Source organism: Cupriavidus taiwanensis (genome assembly GCF_900249755.1).
GTDB lineage: Bacteria > Pseudomonadota > Gammaproteobacteria > Burkholderiales > Burkholderiaceae > Cupriavidus > Cupriavidus taiwanensis_D.
Map to the genome: position 1 here is coordinate 1,765,883 of NZ_LT976853.1, position 18,277 is coordinate 1,784,159.

The window sequence follows — 18,277 nt, forward strand, 5'->3', positions numbered from 1 at the left end:
CCATTGCCGTGGCGGCGCATGCTATTTGACTTCCTGCTGCATCACCGTGTCCGGCAGCCACGTGACCACAGCCGGCCAGATCGTGACGATGGCGATCGCCACCACCATCATCATGAAGAACGGCAGCGAGACCCGCGCGATGTAGTTGCTGTCCTTGCCGGTCATGCTCTGCAGCACGAACAGGTTGAAGCCGACCGGCGGGGTCACCTCGGCAATCTCCACCAGCAGCACGATAAAGATGCCGAACCAGACCAGGTCGAAGCCGGCCGCCTGCACCATCGGCAGCACCGTGGCGGTGGTCAGCGCGATCATCGAGATGCCGTCCAGCGCCGTGCCCAGCACGATGTAGATCACCGTCAGCACCGCGATCAGCGCCCACGGCGACAGCTGCAGCGCGGCCACCCACTCGGCCAGCGCGCGCGGGATGCCGGTAAAGCTCATGGTCACCGACAGGAACGAGGTCGCGCCCAGCACGAACATGATCATCGCGGTCAGCCGCGTCGCCGACATCAGGCTGTCCCAGAACGCCGCGCGCGTGAGCGAGCCGCCGGCCCACGCCAGCGCCAGCGACGCGACCACGCCATAGGCGGCGGCTTCGGTCGCGGTGGAGTAGCCGGTCACCATGATCGCGGTGATAAAGGCGATCAGCACGATGCACGGCAACAGCTGCCGGATCGACGCCAGCCGCGCGCGCCAGTTGAAGTGCTCCGACGCCGGGGTCTTGTCCGGGTTGGCCAGCGCCCAGACCACGATATAGCCCGAGAACAGCAGCATCAGCAGCAGCCCCGGGATAAAGCCGGCCAGGAACACGCGGATGATCGACACGTCCGCCGACACCGCGTACACCACCATCGTGATCGACGGCGGGATCAGGATGCCGAGCGTGCCGGCGCACGACAGCGAGCCCAGCGTGACGCGCTCGTCGTAGCCGCGCCGCGTCAGTTCGGGCAGCGCCGACTTGGCGATGGTGGCGCAGGTGGCCGCCGACGACCCCGACACCGAGCCGAAGATGCCGCAGCCCAGGATATTGACGTGCATCAGCCGCCCGGGCAGCCAGCTCAGCCACGGCGACAGCCCGCTGAACATCTGCTCCGACAGCCGCGTGCGGAACAGGATCTCGCCCATCCACACGAACAGCGGCAGCGACGCCAGCGTGTACGAGGCGCTCGACGACCACCACGCATTGGCCAGGCTGACCAGCGCCTCGCGGTCCGAGAACACCACCAGCCCGACCCACGACGTGACCGCGATGGCCACGGGGATCCACGCCCCCAGCGCGAGGAAGACGATCAGCACCAGCAGCAGGATCAGTGCGACGACGACCGTGCTCATCAGACCGTCTCCCCGAAATGGCCGGCGGCCAGCTTGGCTTCCTGCGCCAGCTGGTAGCGCGGCTTCTGCCCGCGCACCACGCGCAGCCATTCGTCTGCGACCGCCAGCAGGAAACCGGTACTGCCCAGCACCGCGAAGCTTTGCGGTATCCACAGCGGGATCACGATCTGGCCCTGCGAGACATCGCCGATCTCCCAGCTCTGCCAGGCAAAGGTGCCCAGCGCCCAGGCGGCATAAGCGGCAAACACCAGGCAGATGCTCAGCGAGACCAGTTCCAGCAGCCAGCGCCGGCGCGGGCCGACTGCCGACAGCAGCATCTCCACGCGCACGATGCCGCCATGCTGGAAGGTCTGGCCGAGCACCAGGAAGGCGGAGGCGGCGCACAGCCAGGCCACGATGTCGTCGCCGCCCTTGAAGATCACCGAGGTTTCACGCGACAGCGACATCAGGATCATGATCACGCAGACGGCGAGGATGCATAGCGCGCCGAGCGCGGCAAACAGGTCCAGCAGGCGGTCGAGCCAGCGCTTGGAGGAGGGGGCAGTTGGCATGATGGGCGGCGCAAGGGGAGGATGGGCGCCCTGCATGGCAGCCTGCGCGGCCGCATTGCAGGGCGCGGGAGATCGGTGGACGCGGGTCCGCGGGCTTACTTGCGGTAGGCGTCGAGGATGGCCTTGCCGTCAGGGCCCGCGCTCTTGGCCCAGTCGTCGACCATGGTCTGGCCCAGCTTCTGCATGTCGGCCTTGAGCTGCGGCGAGGGCGGCTGCACCGTCATGCCGTTCTTGGCCAGCGTCGCCAGGTATTCCTTGGTCTTTTGCTCGGATACCTGCCAGCCGCGCTTCTCGGCATCGGCGACGGCCTTGAGCAGCGCGTCCTGGGTGGGCTTGTCGAGCGCGGCGAAGGCCTTCTTGCTGACCACCAGCATGTTCTTCGGCAGCCAGGCATCGACCGCATAGAAGTACTTCACGCTCTCCCACACCTTGGTGTCGACGCCGGTCGCGCCCGACGACATGAACGAGTTGACGGTGCCGGTGGCGAGCGCCTGCGCCAGGTCGGCGGCCTGGATCGTGACCGGCTGCGCGCCGACCAGTTCGGCGATGCGCGAGGTGGCGGGATTGTAGGCGCGCCACTTCAGGCCCTTCATGTCGGCGGCTGAGTTGATCGGCTTGTTGGCGTAGATGCCCTGCGGCGGCCAGGCCACCGCGTACAGCAGCTTCAGCCCCTGCTTGTCGAGCACCTTCTCGGTGACCGGGCGCGAGGCCTGCCACAGCTTGTAGGCATCGGCATAGCTGGTGGCGAGGAACGGCACCGCGTCGACGCCGAACACCGGGTTCTCGTTGGCCAGCAGCGACATCAGGATCTCGCCCATCTGCACCTGGCCGGTCTGCACGCCGCGCTTGATCTCGTTGGCCTTGAGCAGCGACCCGTTGGGGTGCAGCACGATCTTGAGCTTGCCGCCGGTGGCCTTGTCGACGTCGGCGGCCATCTGCTGCAGGTTCTCGGTGTGCAGGTTGGCGACGGGGTAGCCGGTGGGCAGGTCCCACTTGGTGTCCGCCTGTGCCGCCACGGCGGCCAGCATCAGCGTGGCCGCGATCATTGCCTTGACTCGCATCTCGATCTCTCCTGGTGTGCGCGCGGGGGCGCGGTTGTACAGCGGGTTGCGTACTACCTGGTGCCACGCGCGGGCCCGGCCCGTGGGCGCGCGCGGCGCAAGATCAGCGGCGCGGCAGCGGGCTCAGTCGTCGCGCGGTGAGGGTTGCACGATGCGCTCCAATGCAAGCGCCGTGCCGAGCAGCCCGGCGTCGCGCATCGGTCCGTGCGACAGCATCAGGCCCACCGGCAGTTCGTCCGGCGCGTGGCAGGGCATCGACACCGAGCAGCCGTCGAAGAAATTGAAGGCCGAGGTATTGCGCAACAGCAGGGCATTGACGCGGAAGAAGTGCGCGTCATCGGTGCGCAGCGGCGCGATCTCGGGCGCGACCATCGGCACGGTGGGGCAGACCACCGCGTCGAAGCCGGCCAGGCGCGCTTCCATGCGGGCGATCCAGTCCAGCCGCGCGCGGCCCAGGTCGATATAGTCGGCGGCGCTGATGCCCGCGCCGCGGTCGATGCGCGACGCCACGCGCGCATCGTAGCGGTCGCGGCGCGCCGCCAGCACGTGGCGGTGGATAGCATAGGCCTCGGCCGCGCTGAAGCCGCCGTGCGCGTTCAGCGCGGCCAGTTCGACGAGTTCTGGCAGGTCGACATGCTCCAGCCGCACGCCGGCGGCCGACAGCCGGCCCAGCGCGCGGTCGAAGGCGCGCGCCACCACCGGGTCGAGATCGTCCAGCAGCAGCTGGCGCGGGATTGCCAGGCGCGTGGCGGCGGCATCGGTCACGCGCGGCAGCACCGCGCTGTCGGCAATCACGCTGTCCACCGCAATGCAGTCGCCGACCGTGCGCGCCATGGCGCAGGCGGTGTCGAGCGTGTACGACAGCGGGAAGGCGCCGGTCAGCGGCACGCGCCGCGCGGTGGGCTTGAAGCCGGTAATGCCGCACAGCGCGGCCGGGATGCGGATCGACCCTCCGGTATCGCTGCCCAGCGCGGCGACCGCCAGCCCCAGCGCCACCGATACCGCGGCGCCCGACGACGATCCGCCCGGGATGCGCGCGGCGCCATCGCCGCTGGCCGGATTGACCGGCGTGCCGTAATGCGGATTGATGCCCACGCCGGAGAACGCGAACTCGGTCATGTTGGTACGCCCGACCAGCGCCGCCCCGGCCGCGCGCAGCCGCGCCACCACCGCGGCGTCGGCGGCGGCCGGCGCGGCATCGGCGCGCACCAGCGAGGCGGCACGGGTGACCTCGCCGGCGACGTCATACAGGTCCTTGATCGAAACCGGCAGGCCCGCCAGCGGATGCAGCGCCTTGCCGGCGCGGCTGGCGGCATCGGCGGCGCGCGCCACCTGCGCGGCGGCGTCGAAGGTGCTGTGCAGGAACACGGCCTCGGCCGCCGGCGTGGCTGCCCGGGCCGCGGCCTGCTCGACGATCTGCGCGCGGCTGGTGGTGCCGTCGCGCAGGCGGGCGTTGAGGGTGTCGAGGTCGGGAAGCATCAATGGCATGGGGTCTGCATGGGTGGTGCGGGCAGGCTGGCAGCGCGCGGGGGGCGGGGCCGCCGGGTGAAGCCCGGGAGCCTCAAGGGTAGCAAGAAGCCCGGCAAGGTGACAGGTAGGGAAGGCCTCTAGGTGCGCCGGCCGGGGGGCGGCTGGGGGAGCCGGCTAGGGGCGGCGCGGCAGTTGCACCTCGAACACGGTGCCGCCCGGATCGGAGCGGGCGTCGATCGCGCCGTGGTGGGCGGTGGCGATTTCCTTCGCGATATACAGCCCGAGCCCCAGCCCGGGCGCGTTCCTGTCGTGCCGGTCCTCGCCGCGCCTGAGCGGGTTGAAGATCTGGCCCAGTGTCTGCGGATCGATCGGCGGGCCGCTGTTCCAGACCGCGACAAGGACCTGCGCATCCTGGCCCGTCACGACAACGCGGACCGGCGCGTCCGCCGTGCCGTACGTGACGGCATTGGTGACCAGGTTTGAGAGCAGCTGCTGCAGCCGCAGGCCGTCCCAGGTGCCCTGCACGTTGCCATGGACCGCGAATTCGATGCGGTGGCGCGGGTGGGCGGCGCGCAGCTGGTCGACGGCATCGCCGAAAACCTGCGCCAGGTCGATCCCGGCAGGCGCGATATTGATGCCCAGGCCAAGCTTGGTCCGGTTGAAATCGCACAGGTCGTCCAGCAGCGAATTCATGCGGGCGCCGCTGCGGATCAGGCGCGCCGCGGCTTCCGAGACTTTCTCGCCGGCATTCAGCGCCGCCAGGAACTGGGCGGTGGTCTGGATGGTCTGCAGCGGGCTGCGCATGTCGTGTCCCAGCATGCCGAGCAGCAGGTTGCGCGCCTGCTCGGCCTGCGCATCGAAGAAGGCCACGGATTCCGCGACCGCCTGGTCGATGGCCTCGTTGAAACGCATCATGTCATCGAGTTCGGGCGGGGCCGGATGGCAGGCATCGAGCCACAGGCACAGCACGCTGGCGCGCAGGGCCCGGTACTCGCTGACCATCTGGTTGATGCTGAAGCCATGGCGCGCCCGCAGCAGCGCGTGGGTCTGCGCCGCGGTTTCCGGTGCATCGGAGAGGCGCGGCGCACGCCCCTGGGACTTCTCGCGCTGGGCGTGTCGCGTTTGCGGGGTCGACAGGTCCCTGGCCACGGCCTGCAGGATCTGCTGCGCGTGATCGCGCAGCGCGGGCGCATCCATGTGTCTGGCGGCCGGCATCAGGGTGGCAGCAAACGACTCCCATTCGGTCAGGATTCGGCCCATGTCGCGCAGGATGAAATCGGCAAGTCGCATATGTGCTCCGGCAGGATGGGGCGAACCCGTCTGTGCACCCGGGTCGGATCCATCTTACGCTGATTGCGGGCGCGTCCGGCCCGCCGCGGTCTCAGCCTTGGGGTTCGTCGCCGCTGCCGGCGGCGGCGCGCAGGCGTATGCCGCCGTCGTGGCGATGGATATGCAGTTCGCCGTTCTCGCGCCTGGCCTGCGCCCAGCCCGCCGAGATGGCGTCCTCGAGCGTCGGGAACCGTTGCGGCTGTGCAAGGCTTTCGGAGTCGAGTGCCCAGCCGGAGTCGGCCGGTGTAACGCGAATGATTCGCGCTTGCATATTGCCTCCCGGATCGGGGCGCAAAAAAAGCGCCCGCTAGATGCAGCGGGCGGTCGAAGCCGAATGGGTGAACGCATTCGACAGTTCGATATTGCGCGCTGTGTTCGCCATAGCATATCCCTACTCAAGCGGTAGCGTGGCAGAAGTGCATCACGTCTTGATGCTTGCTGGTGCCTGCAACAAGGGCCACGCTTGCGCCCGGGCCGAGCCGGCAGGTAGTGCGATGGCCGGCGCGCATCGTGGCACGCCGGGAGCAGGCCGGGCTGGGCTTCACGCGGGTTCCGCGCGGTAGGCCGACCAGTAATAGTGGCTGTGCCGGTTATGGCGCGCAAGCTTCTTCACGATAAAGAGCCGGACCGTGCCGAGATGGCCGGCTTCGACCAGCACCTCATGGTGATTGGGCGCATTGGCCGTGGCGCGCGGCAGGGTCTGCAGCGCGGCGGCGACATGGTGTCCCTGCACTTGCGCCAGGATGCCGTTCGCCCCGGGGACCGGATACGTGGCAGGCGTGGAGGGCGTGGAGGGCGTGGCCGATGTTGCGGGCGCTGCCGCCGGCAGCTGGCAGCCCACCGCGCGTTTGCTGTTGCCCATGCTCACCTCCGCCCGGGCACGATGCGCACGCCGTCCCGGCACACCTCGATCTGCGGCTGGTGGCCGTAGGCGCGCAGCAGCCGGACATCGTTCCTGGCGGAAGCCGGCAGGTCCTGGCGGCACGCCAGCGCCCCGCGGCTGATGCGGAAGGCGCCGCAGGCGGGGCAGAGATAGAGATAGCCGCGGGGCGCGGCGCGCGTGCGCTCGGCAGCAGCGCCGCAGAGGGGGCAGTTTGCGGGTTCGGGCGACATGGGGGGCTCGGGTGAGTACTGTATGGATATACAGTATAGCGTTTCCCTGCCGCTTGGCGAGGGTCCGCGGCGCCGTGCGGCCCATCCGTTACCCACGCCGGAACGAAACGCCCGAAATGTCGTTTTATTCGTGGTAATTCGCCGATAAACTGTCAGGCCAAAGGCGGTGGCGATACGGTTCGCGCCCCAAGTCTGGCCGCCGCCCAATGCCCCCATCGAAAGGAATCTCCCGCATGTCACGCAAGCCAGCCGAAAGCGCGCCCGCCGCCGTGTCCGCCGACACCCCCGCCGACGCCCCCGCCGGCAGGCCGGCCACCGCGCTGTCGCGCGCCGCCGGCGCGAATATCGTGTCGTCGTCGCACCTGGTGTCGGTGCGCAGCCCCGAGTTGTCGGAATTCGAGTTCGGCCTGAACACGGCCTACAACGCCTACAGCCGCTGGGTGGTGCGCTGCATGGGCGCCGCCGGCGTGCGCGACTTGACCTTCCTGGATGTGCTGGTGCTGCATCACGTCAACCACCGTGGCCGGTCGAAGCGGCTGGCCGATATCTGTTTCGTGCTCAACGTGGAAGACACGCACCTGGTCACCTACGCGCTGAAGAAGCTGCAGGGACTGGGGCTGGTCAGCGGGGAGCGGGTCGGCAAGGAGGCCACGTATTCGACCACCGAGGCCGGCGCCGAGGCGTGTGCGCGCTACCGCGAGATCCGCGAACAATGCCTGACCAGCAACTTCACCGCGGGCAGCGAAGAAAATGCCGAAATCGGCGAACTGGCCCGGCTGATGCGGGTGCTGACCGGGCTGTACGAGCAGGCTGCGCGGTCGGCGACGTCACTCTGAGCCCTCTGGCGACGTCAGGTGACGCATAAGCATTATCACGCCAGATCATAACACAGCACGGCGACGATGTCGCAGTGCAAAATCCGGGTCCCGGCAAGGTACAATAGCGGTTTCCCGCCAGCCGGCACCCCATGCAGCGGTGCCGGCCAAGCTGCAGCCCCTACCTCTCGCCTCCCGACCGCTACGATCATGGCGCATTTCTCGTGCTTCCCCGGCGCTTTGGCGCTTTCCGCCTTCCGTCAGCAACGCCTGCTTACCGCACTCCGGCAAATCGATGCCGATATCGAGTCGGTGCATGGCCAGTTCCTGCATTTTGTTGACGCGCAGACGCCGCTGTCGGCCGACGACCAGTCGCGCGTGGCGGCGCTGCTGACCTACGGCGCGCCGTTCGCCGATCAGCCCGAGGGCGACCGCTTCGTGGTGATCCCGCGCTTCGGCACGATCTCGCCGTGGGCCAGCAAGGCCACCGATATCGCCCACAACTGCGGCCTCACGCATATCCACCGCATCGAGCGCGGCATCGAAATCACGGTTATCTGCAAGAAGGGCCTGCTGCGCGGGCGCAAGACGCTGGACGCGGATACCCGCGCCGCGGTCGCCGCGCACCTGTTCGACCGCATGACCGAGACCGTGGTCGCGTCGCGCGACGATGCCGCCGGCCTGTTCCAGGAACTGCCGGCCAAGCCGCTGCGCTTTATCGATATCTCGGCCGGGCGCAGCGCGCTGGCCGCGGCCAACGTCGAGATGGGCCTGGCGCTGTCCGAGGACGAGATCGACTACCTGGTCGAAGCCTACGGCAAGCTGGAGCGCAACCCGACCGATGTCGAGCTGATGATGTTCGCGCAGGCCAACAGCGAACACTGCCGCCACAAGATCTTCAACGCCACCTGGACCATCGACGGCGTGCAGCAGGACAAGTCGCTGTTCGCGATGATCCGCAATACGCACCAGCTCAATCCGCAGGGCTCGATCGTGGCCTACTCGGACAACTCGGCGGTGATGGAAGGCGACGTGGCCGAGCGCTGGTTCCCGCGCGGCGACGACCACAAGTACGGCCGCCACGAGGCGCTGACGCATACGCTGATGAAGGTGGAGACGCACAACCACCCGACCGCGATCTCGCCGTTCCCGGGCGCCTCCACGGGAGCCGGCGGCGAAATCCGCGACGAGGGCGCGACCGGCCGCGGCGCCAAGCCCAAGGCCGGCCTGACCGGCTTCACGGTGTCCAACCTGATGCTGCCGGATGCGGTCGAGTCCTGGGAAAACGACCGCGATACCGCCCAGCCGGTGGCGCACCGCAACCCCGACCACAAGCCCGGCGTGACCGGCAAGCCGGACCGCATCGCCTCGCCGCTGCAGATCATGATCGACGGCCCGCTCGGCGGCGCCGCGTTCAACAACGAATTCGGCCGCGCCAACCTGGGCGGCTACTTCCGCGTCTACGAGCAGAACGTGGGCGGCACCGTGCGCGGCTACCACAAGCCGATCATGATCGCGGGCGGCATCGGCAATATCGACGCCTCGCACACGCACAAGAACCCGCTGCCGGCCGGCACGCTGCTGATCCAGCTGGGCGGCCCGGGCATGCGCATCGGCATGGGCGGCGGCGCCGCCAGCTCGATGGCAACCGGCACCAACACCGCCGACCTGGACTTCGATTCGGTCCAGCGCGGCAACCCCGAGATGGAACGCCGCGCGCAGGAAGTGATCAACGCCTGCTGGCAGCTCGGCGACGCCAACCCGATCCTGTCGATCCACGACGTCGGCGCGGGCGGCATCTCCAACGCCTTCCCGGAACTGGTCGACGGCGCCGGCCGCGGCGCGCGCTTCGACCTGCGCCAGGTGCACCTGGAAGAGTCCGGCCTGTCGCCGGCGGAAATCTGGTGCAACGAGTCGCAGGAGCGCTATGTGCTGGCGATCGCGCCGGACAGCTTCCCGCAGTTCCAGGCCATGTGCCAGCGCGAGCGCTCGCCGTTCGCCGTGGTCGGCATCGCCACCGAAGAAAAGCAGCTGCAACTGGTCGACGCCAGCGTCGACGCCGCGCTCAAGGAACACTACGCCGTCGACATGCCGATGGACGTGCTGCTGGGCAAGCCGCCGCGCATGCACCGCGACGTCAGGCGCGTCGAGCAGGAACTGCCGGCGGTGGACGTGACCGGCATCAGCCTGGAGCAGGCCGTGCGCGACGTGCTGCGCCACCCGACCGTGGCCAGCAAGTCGTTCCTGATCAGTATCGGCGACCGTACCGTCGGCGGCATGAACGCGCGCGACCAGATGGTCGGCCCGTGGCAGGTGCCGGTGGCCGACGTGGCCGTGACCACGCTGGACTACAAAGGCAGCGCAGGCGAAGCCATGACGATGGGCGAGCGCACGCCGCTGGCCGTGATCGATGCCCCGGCCTCCGGCCGCATGGCGGTCGGCGAGGCGCTGACCAACCTGGCCGCCGCGCCGGTCAAGGACCTGGGCAAGGTCAAGCTGTCGGCCAACTGGATGGCGGCCTGCGGCGTGGAAGGCGAAGATGCCAGGCTGTATGACACCGTGCACGCCGTCGGCATGGAACTGTGCCCGGCGCTCGGCATCAGCATTCCGGTCGGCAAGGATTCGCTGTCGATGCGCACCAAGTGGCAGGACCAGGGCGTCGACAAGGAAGTGGTCGCGCCGGTGTCGCTGATCATCTCGGCCTTTGCCGCGGTGGACGACGTCAACCGCACGCTGACGCCGCAACTGCGCACCGACGCCGGCGACACCGTGCTGATCGCCGTCGACCTCGGCCGCGGCAAGAACCGCATGGCCGGCAGCATCCTGGCGCAGGTGACGCAGCAGGTGGGCGACAGCGCCCCCGATGTCGACAACGCCGAGGACCTGAAGAACTTCTTCAACGTGATCCAGCGCCTGAACCGCGAAGGCAAGCTGCTGGCCTACCATGACCGTTCCGACGGCGGCTTCATGGCCACGCTGGCCGAGATGGCCTTTGCCGGCCACTGCGGCGTCTCGCTCAACGTCGACATGCTGGCGCTCGATCCGCAGCAGGAACAGGACTACGGCGACGCCAAGAACTGGGCCCAGCAGATCGCCGAGCGCCGCAACGACCAGACCCTGCGCGCGCTGTTCGCGGAAGAACTGGGCGCGGTGGTGCAGGTGCGCATGGAAGACCGCGACGCGGTCTTCGCGGTGCTGCGCGAAGCCGGCCTGTCGGCATGCAGCCACGTGGTGGGCAAGCCCAACGCCACCGACCAGGTCGAGATCTACCGCGACGCGAAGAAGGTGTTCGGCGCCTCGCGCACCGACCTGCAGCGCAACTGGAGCGAAGTCAGCTGGCGCATCGCGCGCCTGCGCGACAACCCCGTTTGTGCAGACAGCGAATACGACCGCCTGCTGGACGCCGCCGACCCCGGCATCAGCCCGGTGCTGACGTTCGATCCGGCCGAGGACATCGCCGCACCGTTCATCGCGACCGGTGTCCGTCCGCGCGTGGCGATCCTGCGCGAGCAGGGCGTCAACTCGCAGATCGAGATGGCGTACAGCATGGATCGCGCGGGTTTCGACACGCACGACGTGCATATGAGCGACCTGATCGCGGGCCGCGCCAACCTGGCGGATTTCCAGGGCTTCGTCGCCTGCGGCGGCTTTAGCTACGGCGACGTGCTGGGCGCGGGCGAGGGCTGGGCCAAGACCATCCTGTTCAACGGGCAGATGGCCGAGCAGTTCGCGGCGTTCTTCAACCGGCAGGACACGTTTGCGCTGGGTGTCTGCAACGGCTGCCAGATGATGAGCAACCTGGCCCCGATCATCCCGGGTGCGGGTGCGTGGCCCAAGTTCACGCGCAACCAGTCGGAGCAGTACGAAGCGCGCTATGTCACGGTCGAGGTGCAGTCCTCGCCGTCGATCTTCTTCGCCGGCATGGAAGGCAGCCGCATCCCCATCGTGGTCGCGCACGGCGAAGGGTTTGCGGACTTCTCGCAGCAGGGCAATATCGACCAGGCCCACGTGGCGCTGCGCTTTGTCGACAACTACGGCGCGGTCACGCAGACCTATCCGCTCAACCCGAACGGCTCGCCGGACGGCATCACCTCGGTGACCACCGTCGACGGCCGCTTCACCGTGCTGATGCCGCACCCCGAGCGCGTATTCCGCGCCGCGACCATGAGCTGGGCGCCGGACGCGTGGAAGCAGGTTGCCGACGGCGGCAGCCCGTGGATGCGGATGTTCCGCAATGCGCGGAAGTGGGTGGGGTAAGGCCCACCGACGCCCGCGTGTCGGGGCAGTTGAGTCAGTAAGCCACCGGCTGGGCCGGTGGCTTTTTGCATGGCGGGTGTGCGCTACTGGTCTGCGTAGCGTGGCAGCAGGTCCTGGTCGACGAGGCGGACTTCGATCCTGTTGGCGATGCGGACGTGGTCGGGATTGTCGGCGGAAAAAGGCGCATCGGCGACGCTGATGATGAGGGTGCCGGCCTGCTTGCGCGGTTGGCCCATGACAGGGAGCAGGGTGGCTGCTTCCGGGACCTGCTGCACGGTAAGCACGGTGGGCACATAGAGCATCCAGCCGGCGCCCGGACGGTCAGGAAAGACTTTCATCCGGGTCTGGTATCGGATCGGCGCGACCTCCAGCGTCCTGGCCTGCCAAATTTGCAGCAGGCCCTGAACCACCGTGACGACATTCCGTGTGTCCTGCAAGGCGTCGACGCGCTTCGCGTTCAGCCGCAGCGTGCAATTGGGAAGATACGGGTCAACCGACAGCGCGTTGACGCAGACCACGCCGCCAGGTCCTTCCGTTCCGTTCCAAACCGCAGTGTCACGGCGCCAGGGCGTCTGCAGCGCCTGCATCTCCGCCTTGAGAATCGCCACGGCGGCAGGGGCCGGCCCGTTGTCGTCGAACGCGGGGTTGAGCAAGGAATGCTCGGGGGTGTCGGCGGGGGGATACCAGCGGCTGATTGGAAAGCCGAGTGGTTGCAGCAGCCTGGCGACTCGCCACAGGTCATGCAGTTGTTCGGTTTCGGTGGGGAGGGTATTCCTGCCCAGGCGGAAGGTCAGTGTGATGTTCATGTTATGGCTGCAGCAAGGTGCGAATGCCAAGGCCATCGAGCAGGAAAAGCCGGGTGAAGTACTCACAGGCGATGGGCTCCATGAAGTACCAGTTCAGCCGGCTCGGCGGATTTGCACGCGTGACCCTGGCCTGCGCCGATGCCTGCCTCATGATCTTTCGCTCACCGCCGCTAAGGCTGAAAAAGAGCCGCGGTTCGCCATCTTCCGGGTCAAAGAACTGGTCATACCTTGCTTTCGCTTCCTGCAGCAGGCATTCCGACGAACGAAAACCGTCGAAATCGATGCCCTCGAAGTTCCATTCCGTGAACGGCGCAAAGCCGGTAATCCGGGCCTGGTAGTCGCGCGCAACGTCCGACATGTTCCAGTTCCGCTCGACCAGACTTCCACAGTCGGGCGGGCATGGCTGGCAGCGCTTGCGTGGCTGCGTGGGGGCATCGGTGTGGGCAATCGGCGTATCCCTGGAGCGCTCGGCCTCCTCGGCACGCCGCCGGGCGACTTCGGCTGCAGTGCCGGCTGCAGCGCCGGCACCCAATGCAATGAGGATGCGTGTGGCAAGCCCCTCGAGGAATGGCCATGCAAGTGCGGCCATCACGGTTCTCGGGCTACGACGGTAAAGAGTTCTGGGATCAAGGAGGCCTCCGCGGGTGGGCTGCAATCGTCGGCATGGTAGAACCCGCGGCAGGTGCCGGTGACGCGAAAATTCAGCAGGGCATGGTCGCAATTTCTCTGTTCGCTGCATGCTGATTTTTCTTCGATGCATGCGGCCAGAGCGGGGATGCAGAGGGCAATTTCGCCTCAGCTCTTGGAACTGTCTCTCACCTTTTTCAGGTCGTCGCTGTTACGGCGTCTACGGACCGCTGAAGGTTGGCGCTGTGCTGCTTGCCGGGGGGATCAGACGGGCAGGACACGCACTGCCATCTGACGGTCATCACTTCGTTGATACGCCCGCCCTCACCCCAACCCTCTCCCGCAAGCGGGAGAGGGAGCACACGAGCGGACATTGCAAAGCCCGAAGAATCCGACGCAGCCGAGGGTTTGCTCCCCTCTCCCGCTTGCGGGAGAGGGGCCGGGGGTGAGGGGCCGGCGCATCAACGAAGTCAGGGCCCTGCACCCCGCTGCACCAGCACCTGAACATCAGGCCGCAGCCACGCTCCGCGGCCTGGAACTCCACGCCACATACGCATACGTCAGCATCCGCGCACCCTGATATCCGCGCGCAGGCAGCAGCTTGCCGTTGGCCAGTTGATAGGCCACGACCGCATGCAAGGTCTTTTCCGGGGAATACCGATCCCGCAAGGGGAGGTGGGGATGGAGCCGGCGCCAGCCGGGGGCGGCGCCGTCCAGGGTGGTCCAGGCCAGTGCGCAGTAGCACAGGCCGCGGGACGAGAGATGCCAGAGTTGCCAGTAGCGGCCGGTCGTCTGCACGCGCTGCATCCGTGATGGCTGCAGGGCCGGCGGGGGCGACCGGCCCGCGGCTTACTGGACCTTGGCCTTGTCCTTCAGGGCCTTCATCATGGCCTGGAACTGCTCGCGCTGCCAGTTCTGGTCGCCCATCAGCATCTGCGTGAGCTGCGGCTTCACTTCTTCGAACGACGGGATCTTGGCGTCGCGCACGTCGACCAGCTCGATGATGTGCCAGCCGAACTGGGTCTTGACCGGGGTGTCGGTCATCTGGCCCTTCTTCAGGCCGGTCATGGCGGCGGAGAACTCGGGCACGTAGCTGCTGCTGTTGGCCCAGTCCAGGTCGCCGCCGTTGGCGGCCGAGCCCGGGTCCTTGGACGCGGCCTTGGCCTGGTCCTCGAACTTGGCGCCGCCCTTGATCTTGGCGATGATGGCCTTGGCGTCGGCTTCCTTTTCCACCAGGATGTGGCGGGCGTGGTATTCCTTGCCGTTGCCGAACTGCGACTTGATCTTGTCGTATTGCTTGCGCAGCTCGGCGTCGCTGGCGCCGTGGGTCTTGACGTAGTCTTCGAACACCGCGCCGGCCAGCACGTTCAGGCGCGCCTGTTCCAGTTGCTCCTGCACGTCGTCGCGCTGGGTCAGGCCGCGCTTGTTGGCTTCCTGCACGAGCAGTTCGCGGTCGATCAGCATGTTGCGGGCGCGCGTGCGCAGCTCCGGGCTGTCGGGCTGGCCGGTGCCGGCGATCAACTTGTCCAGCTTTGCCGACGGAATGGCCTTGCCATTCACGACGGCGGCATTCTGGGCGATGGCCGGCAGGCTGCCGGCAGCAAGCACAGCCGCCAGGCTGAACGAGAGGACGGTGGTCTTCATGGAATCAGGTCTGAGAGTTGCTGGAAGAATCGCGTGAGGGTGCGAGGGATTGTGCGCGGGATTGGTACTCTTGGTCGGTGAACGCAGTCACGGCGAGGGCGTGGATCTGCGTGGGGAACAGACCGCGCAGCGCATCATACACCATGCGGTGTCGGGCAACCCGGTTGTGACCCGCAAAGCGCTCGCTGACGATTGTCACGTCGTAATGTCCGCCGCCGGACGCGGCGCCGGCATGTCCGGCATGCAGCGCGCTGTCGTCGCGCACGGCCAGGTGGCTGGGGGCGAGCGCTGCGCGCAGCATTGCCTCGATCGTAGCGGGATCGGCTGCCATCAGTGGTTTCCTTCGGTGAGTGGAGAGTGCCGTCAGTCCCGGCTGTTTTCCGGCATGTGGCGCGACAGCCAGACGCTTTGCGCGACGATGAAGACCAGCATCAGCCCCATGCTGCCGAACAGCTTGAAGTTGACCCAGGCCTCGGTCGAGAACTGGTAGGCCACGTACAGGTTGAGCACGCCCATGGCGGCGAAGAAGCCGGCCCAGGCCACGTTCAGCCGTGCCCACACCGGGTCCGGCAGCGACACCTGCTTTTCCATCATGGCGCGGATCAGGTTCTTGCGCCAGACCAGCACCGAGCCCAGCAGCGCGGCCGCGAACAGCCAGTACAGCACGGTTGGCTTCCACTTGATGAAGGTCTCGTTGTGCAGCACCAGCGTGGCGCCGCCGAACACCGCGATGATCAGCAGGCTGACCCACTGCATCGGTTCGACCTTGCGGTGGCGGAACCAGACCCAGGCGATCTGCAGCACGGTGGCGCCGATGGCCACGGCGGTGGCGGTGTAGATGTCGGCCAGCTTGAACGCGGCAAAAAAAAGGATGACCGGGAACAGGTCGAACAGGAATTTCATGCGGGTCCAGGTTGTGTCCGGCATCGTTGCCGGACAAATTCAGGCATCAGGGCTGCGGGTCGTGTTTAGGCGCATCGGTCGCGTGGGCATCATCCGCCGCACGCTCGGCCGGGTCGCGATCATCGAATTTTAGCGCAGCCGAGTTGATGCAATAGCGCAGGCCGGTCGGCGCCGGGCCATCCTCGAACACGTGGCCCAGGTGGCTGCCGCATTCCTTGCAGCGGACTTCGACCCGCGTCATGCCGTGGCTGTGGTCGACATGCTCGGCGATCACCTCGCCGTTGATCGGGCGGAAATAGCTGGGCCAGCCGCAGCCGGCATCGAACTTGGTGGCGGATTCGAACAGCGGCGTGCCGCAGCCCACGCAATGGTAGATGCCCTGGTCCCAGTGGTCCCAGTAGCGTCCGGTGAACGGACGCTCGGTGGCGGCCTCGCGGGTGACGCGGTATTCGATCTCGGAGAGTTGTGCACGCCACTCGGCGTCGGTCTTGGTGGTGGTCATGGTTTTCCTCGCGGTGTTCCTTGGAGCGGATCGCCGGTCAGGCGTTCGTCATCCGCGTTGGTCGTGGCAATGGCGCGAACCTTACACCGGCTCGCGCCAGCCTGCAGGCGCTCACGACGAGCAGCTGACCTCCAGCCCCGCGGCCCAGTCGGGCGGCAGCGCCGCGTAGTGCTCGGCCTCGGGCTGTTCGTCGAACGGGCGCGACAGCACCGCCAGCAGCCGGTCCACTTCGCTGAAGTCCTTGTCGCGCGCGCGGCGGATGGCGGTTTCGGCCAGGTGGTTGCGCAGCACGTATTTGGGGTTGACCGCCAGCATTTCCAGTTCGCGCGCGGCATCGTGCGAGGACTCGGCGCGCAGGCGCACGCGGTAGTCGGACACCCATGCGTCGAAGGCGGCGCGGTCGAGGAACAGGTCGCGCACCGGCGCGTCGCGCGAGGCGTCGGTCGACGAAATGCCGCACAGCTTGCGCCAGAACAGCGTGTAGTCGACGCGCTGCCCGTGCAGCAGCTGGAACAGGCTGCTCAGCAGGGGCTCGTCGGACTTGTCCTCGCCGCCGGCGGGCGGGCGCAGGCCCAGCTTGGCGCGGTAATGGCGGAAGAATGCCGCGGCATAGCGGTCGCGGAACGGGTCCAGCGCGGCACGCGCGGCTTCAACCGCGGCGTCGCGCGCGCCTTCCTTGTCCGCATCTTCCGGCGCCAGCCACAGCGGCAGCAGCGCCTGCGCCAGGCAATGCAGGTTCCAGAACGCCACCTGCGGCTGCTGGCTGTAGGCGTAGCGGCCCTGGGTGTCGGAGTGGTTGCAGATATGGTTGGCGTCGAACGCATCGAGAAAGCCGAACGGGCCGTAGTCGATGGTCAGCCCCAGGATCGACATATTGTCGGTGTTCATCACGCCGTGGCAGAAGCCCACCGCCTGCCAGTGCGCGATCAGGTCGGCGGTGCGCAGCGAGACCTCGCGCAGCAGCGCCTGATAAGGCTGGGCGTCGTCGCGGCAGGCCGGCATGAAGTTGTCGATGACGAAGTCCGCCAGCTTGCGCAGCGCGGCGACGTCGTCGTGCGCGGCGAAGTGCTCGAAGTGCCCGAAGCGTATGAAGGTGGGCGACAGCCGGGTCACGACCGCGGCGGTCTCGATGGTCTCGCGCCGCACCGGCGCATCGGACCCCATGATCGACAGCGCCCGCGTGGTCGGCACGCCCAGGGCGGCCATGGCCTCGGAGCAAAGATACTCGCGGATTGACGAGCGCAGCACCGCGCGCCCGTCGGCCATGCGCGAATAGGGGGTCAGCCCCGCGCCCTTGAGCTGGATTTCCCAAGGCCCGGTGGCGGTCTGCGCCTGCGCCAGGCGGATGGCGCGGCCGTCGCCGAGCTGGCCGGCCCAGACCCCGAACTGGTGTCCGGAGTAGACCGTCGCCAGCGGATCGGCCCAGTCCGGCACCTGGTTGCCGATGAAGGTCTCGATGAAGTCCTGCCGGCTGCCGGCGCTGGCGTCCCAGCCCAGCAGCGCCGCCGCGGCCGGCGCCACGCTTACCAGGTACGGCGACGGCAGCGGCGTGGGCTGCAGGCGCGTGAAGAACTGCGGGCCCAGTTCGGCAAAGCCGGGCGCGGTAGCGAAGGGCGCGGGCAGCGTCGACTGCGTGATGGCCGGGGCAGGGCCGGGTTGAGGAGCGTGCGGCTGGGGCGTATCTGGCATCGCGTAGGGGCGCTAGGGCGCCAGGTGGCAGTGCGCTTTCGGTGCGTTCGGCGCGGTGCCGCGGCACGCGTCTGAGGCGGTGCGGCGCGGCATGCGGAAGGCACGAAAATGCGATGGTGGCTAGGGAAAACGACATGTTGAGGTGCAACATGCCACGCAGTATTGTACGTCCTCAACG

General features: G+C 67.8%; 18 protein-coding genes. 2 read left to right on the forward strand and 16 right to left on the reverse strand.

What is annotated here, in order from left to right; translation table 11 throughout:
* Window positions 1-21: 21 nt before the first annotated feature.
* From CBM2594_RS08095 to CBM2594_RS08130, 8 genes are all read right to left on the reverse strand, one after another.
* Window positions 22-1,332, reverse strand: a complete 1,311-nt coding sequence (locus CBM2594_RS08095; RefSeq protein ID WP_116356374.1) for a TRAP transporter large permease — start codon at window positions 1,330-1,332, stop codon at window positions 22-24.
* Window positions 1,332-1,883: a TRAP transporter small permease subunit gene (locus tag CBM2594_RS08100; protein WP_116356375.1), complete on the reverse strand. Its 552-nt coding sequence runs from the start codon at window positions 1,881-1,883 to the stop codon at window positions 1,332-1,334. The genes CBM2594_RS08095 and CBM2594_RS08100 overlap by 1 nt, the downstream gene beginning before the upstream one ends.
* Before the next feature lie 95 nt (window positions 1,884-1,978).
* Window positions 1,979-2,944: a TRAP transporter substrate-binding protein gene (locus CBM2594_RS08105; protein ID WP_116356376.1), complete on the reverse strand. Its 966-nt coding sequence runs from the start codon at window positions 2,942-2,944 to the stop codon at window positions 1,979-1,981.
* Between the two features lie 123 nt (window positions 2,945-3,067).
* A complete protein-coding gene (locus CBM2594_RS08110; RefSeq protein ID WP_116356377.1) occupies window positions 3,068-4,432 on the reverse strand; it encodes an amidase in 1,365 nt (454 codons plus the stop codon).
* A 156-nt stretch (window positions 4,433-4,588) separates the two neighbouring features.
* Window positions 4,589-5,704 carry a sensor histidine kinase gene (locus CBM2594_RS08115; protein ID WP_116356378.1) on the reverse strand — a complete coding sequence of 372 codons (1,116 nt, stop codon included), beginning with the start codon at window positions 5,702-5,704 and terminating at the stop codon, window positions 4,589-4,591.
* Window positions 5,705-5,795: 91 nt separating this feature from the next.
* Window positions 5,796-6,014 carry a DUF2188 domain-containing protein gene (locus tag CBM2594_RS08120; protein WP_116356379.1) on the reverse strand — a complete coding sequence of 73 codons (219 nt, stop codon included), beginning with the start codon at window positions 6,012-6,014 and terminating at the stop codon, window positions 5,796-5,798.
* A 270-nt stretch (window positions 6,015-6,284) separates the two neighbouring features.
* On the reverse strand, window positions 6,285-6,605 hold the full coding sequence (locus CBM2594_RS08125; RefSeq protein ID WP_116356380.1) for a hypothetical protein: 321 nt from the start codon (window positions 6,603-6,605) through the stop codon (window positions 6,285-6,287).
* 2 nt (window positions 6,606-6,607) lie between these two features.
* Complete coding sequence (locus tag CBM2594_RS08130; protein ID WP_116356381.1) at window positions 6,608-6,856, reverse strand: hypothetical protein; 249 nt, start codon at window positions 6,854-6,856, stop codon at window positions 6,608-6,610.
* A 233-nt stretch (window positions 6,857-7,089) separates the two neighbouring features.
* Here CBM2594_RS08130 and CBM2594_RS08135 point away from each other — a divergent pair, with 233 nt between their 5' ends.
* Both CBM2594_RS08135 and purL read left to right on the forward strand, forming a co-directional pair.
* On the forward strand, window positions 7,090-7,692 hold the full coding sequence (locus CBM2594_RS08135; RefSeq protein WP_116356382.1) for a winged helix DNA-binding protein: 603 nt from the start codon (window positions 7,090-7,092) through the stop codon (window positions 7,690-7,692).
* Window positions 7,693-7,881: 189 nt separating this feature from the next.
* Window positions 7,882-11,928, forward strand: coding sequence for a phosphoribosylformylglycinamidine synthase (purL, locus tag CBM2594_RS08140; RefSeq protein WP_116356383.1), 4,047 nt, complete (start codon window positions 7,882-7,884; stop codon window positions 11,926-11,928).
* 83 nt (window positions 11,929-12,011) lie between these two features.
* On the opposite strand, the gene CBM2594_RS08145 is transcribed toward purL, so the two are convergent.
* The 8 genes from CBM2594_RS08145 to CBM2594_RS08180 form a co-directional block, all read right to left on the reverse strand.
* Complete coding sequence (locus CBM2594_RS08145; protein WP_116356384.1) at window positions 12,012-12,734, reverse strand: Imm52 family immunity protein; 723 nt, start codon at window positions 12,732-12,734, stop codon at window positions 12,012-12,014.
* 1 nt (window position 12,735) lies between these two features.
* On the reverse strand, window positions 12,736-13,323 hold the full coding sequence (locus CBM2594_RS08150) for a Tox-REase-5 domain-containing protein (protein WP_198048114.1): 588 nt from the start codon (window positions 13,321-13,323) through the stop codon (window positions 12,736-12,738).
* 545 nt (window positions 13,324-13,868) lie between these two features.
* Window positions 13,869-14,168, reverse strand: coding sequence for a hypothetical protein (locus tag CBM2594_RS08155; RefSeq protein WP_116356386.1), 300 nt, complete (start codon window positions 14,166-14,168; stop codon window positions 13,869-13,871).
* A gap of 42 nt (window positions 14,169-14,210) precedes the next feature.
* Complete coding sequence (locus CBM2594_RS08160) at window positions 14,211-15,005, reverse strand: peptidylprolyl isomerase (protein WP_115680161.1); 795 nt, start codon at window positions 15,003-15,005, stop codon at window positions 14,211-14,213.
* 4 nt (window positions 15,006-15,009) lie between these two features.
* On the reverse strand, window positions 15,010-15,336 hold the full coding sequence (locus CBM2594_RS08165; RefSeq protein ID WP_062799129.1) for a BolA family protein: 327 nt from the start codon (window positions 15,334-15,336) through the stop codon (window positions 15,010-15,012).
* Window positions 15,337-15,368: 32 nt separating this feature from the next.
* The gene (locus CBM2594_RS08170) at window positions 15,369-15,908 is read right to left on the reverse strand and encodes a septation protein A (protein ID WP_116356387.1); all 540 of its coding nucleotides are present in this window, start codon (window positions 15,906-15,908) and stop codon (window positions 15,369-15,371) included.
* Window positions 15,909-15,954: 46 nt separating this feature from the next.
* A complete protein-coding gene (gene msrB, locus CBM2594_RS08175; RefSeq protein WP_116356388.1) occupies window positions 15,955-16,410 on the reverse strand; it encodes a peptide-methionine (R)-S-oxide reductase MsrB in 456 nt (151 codons plus the stop codon).
* A 111-nt stretch (window positions 16,411-16,521) separates the two neighbouring features.
* Window positions 16,522-18,099 (reverse strand): protein adenylyltransferase SelO, encoded by a 1,578-nt coding sequence (locus CBM2594_RS08180; protein ID WP_116356389.1) that lies wholly within the window; start codon window positions 18,097-18,099, stop codon window positions 16,522-16,524.
* Window positions 18,100-18,277 lie beyond the last annotated feature (178 nt).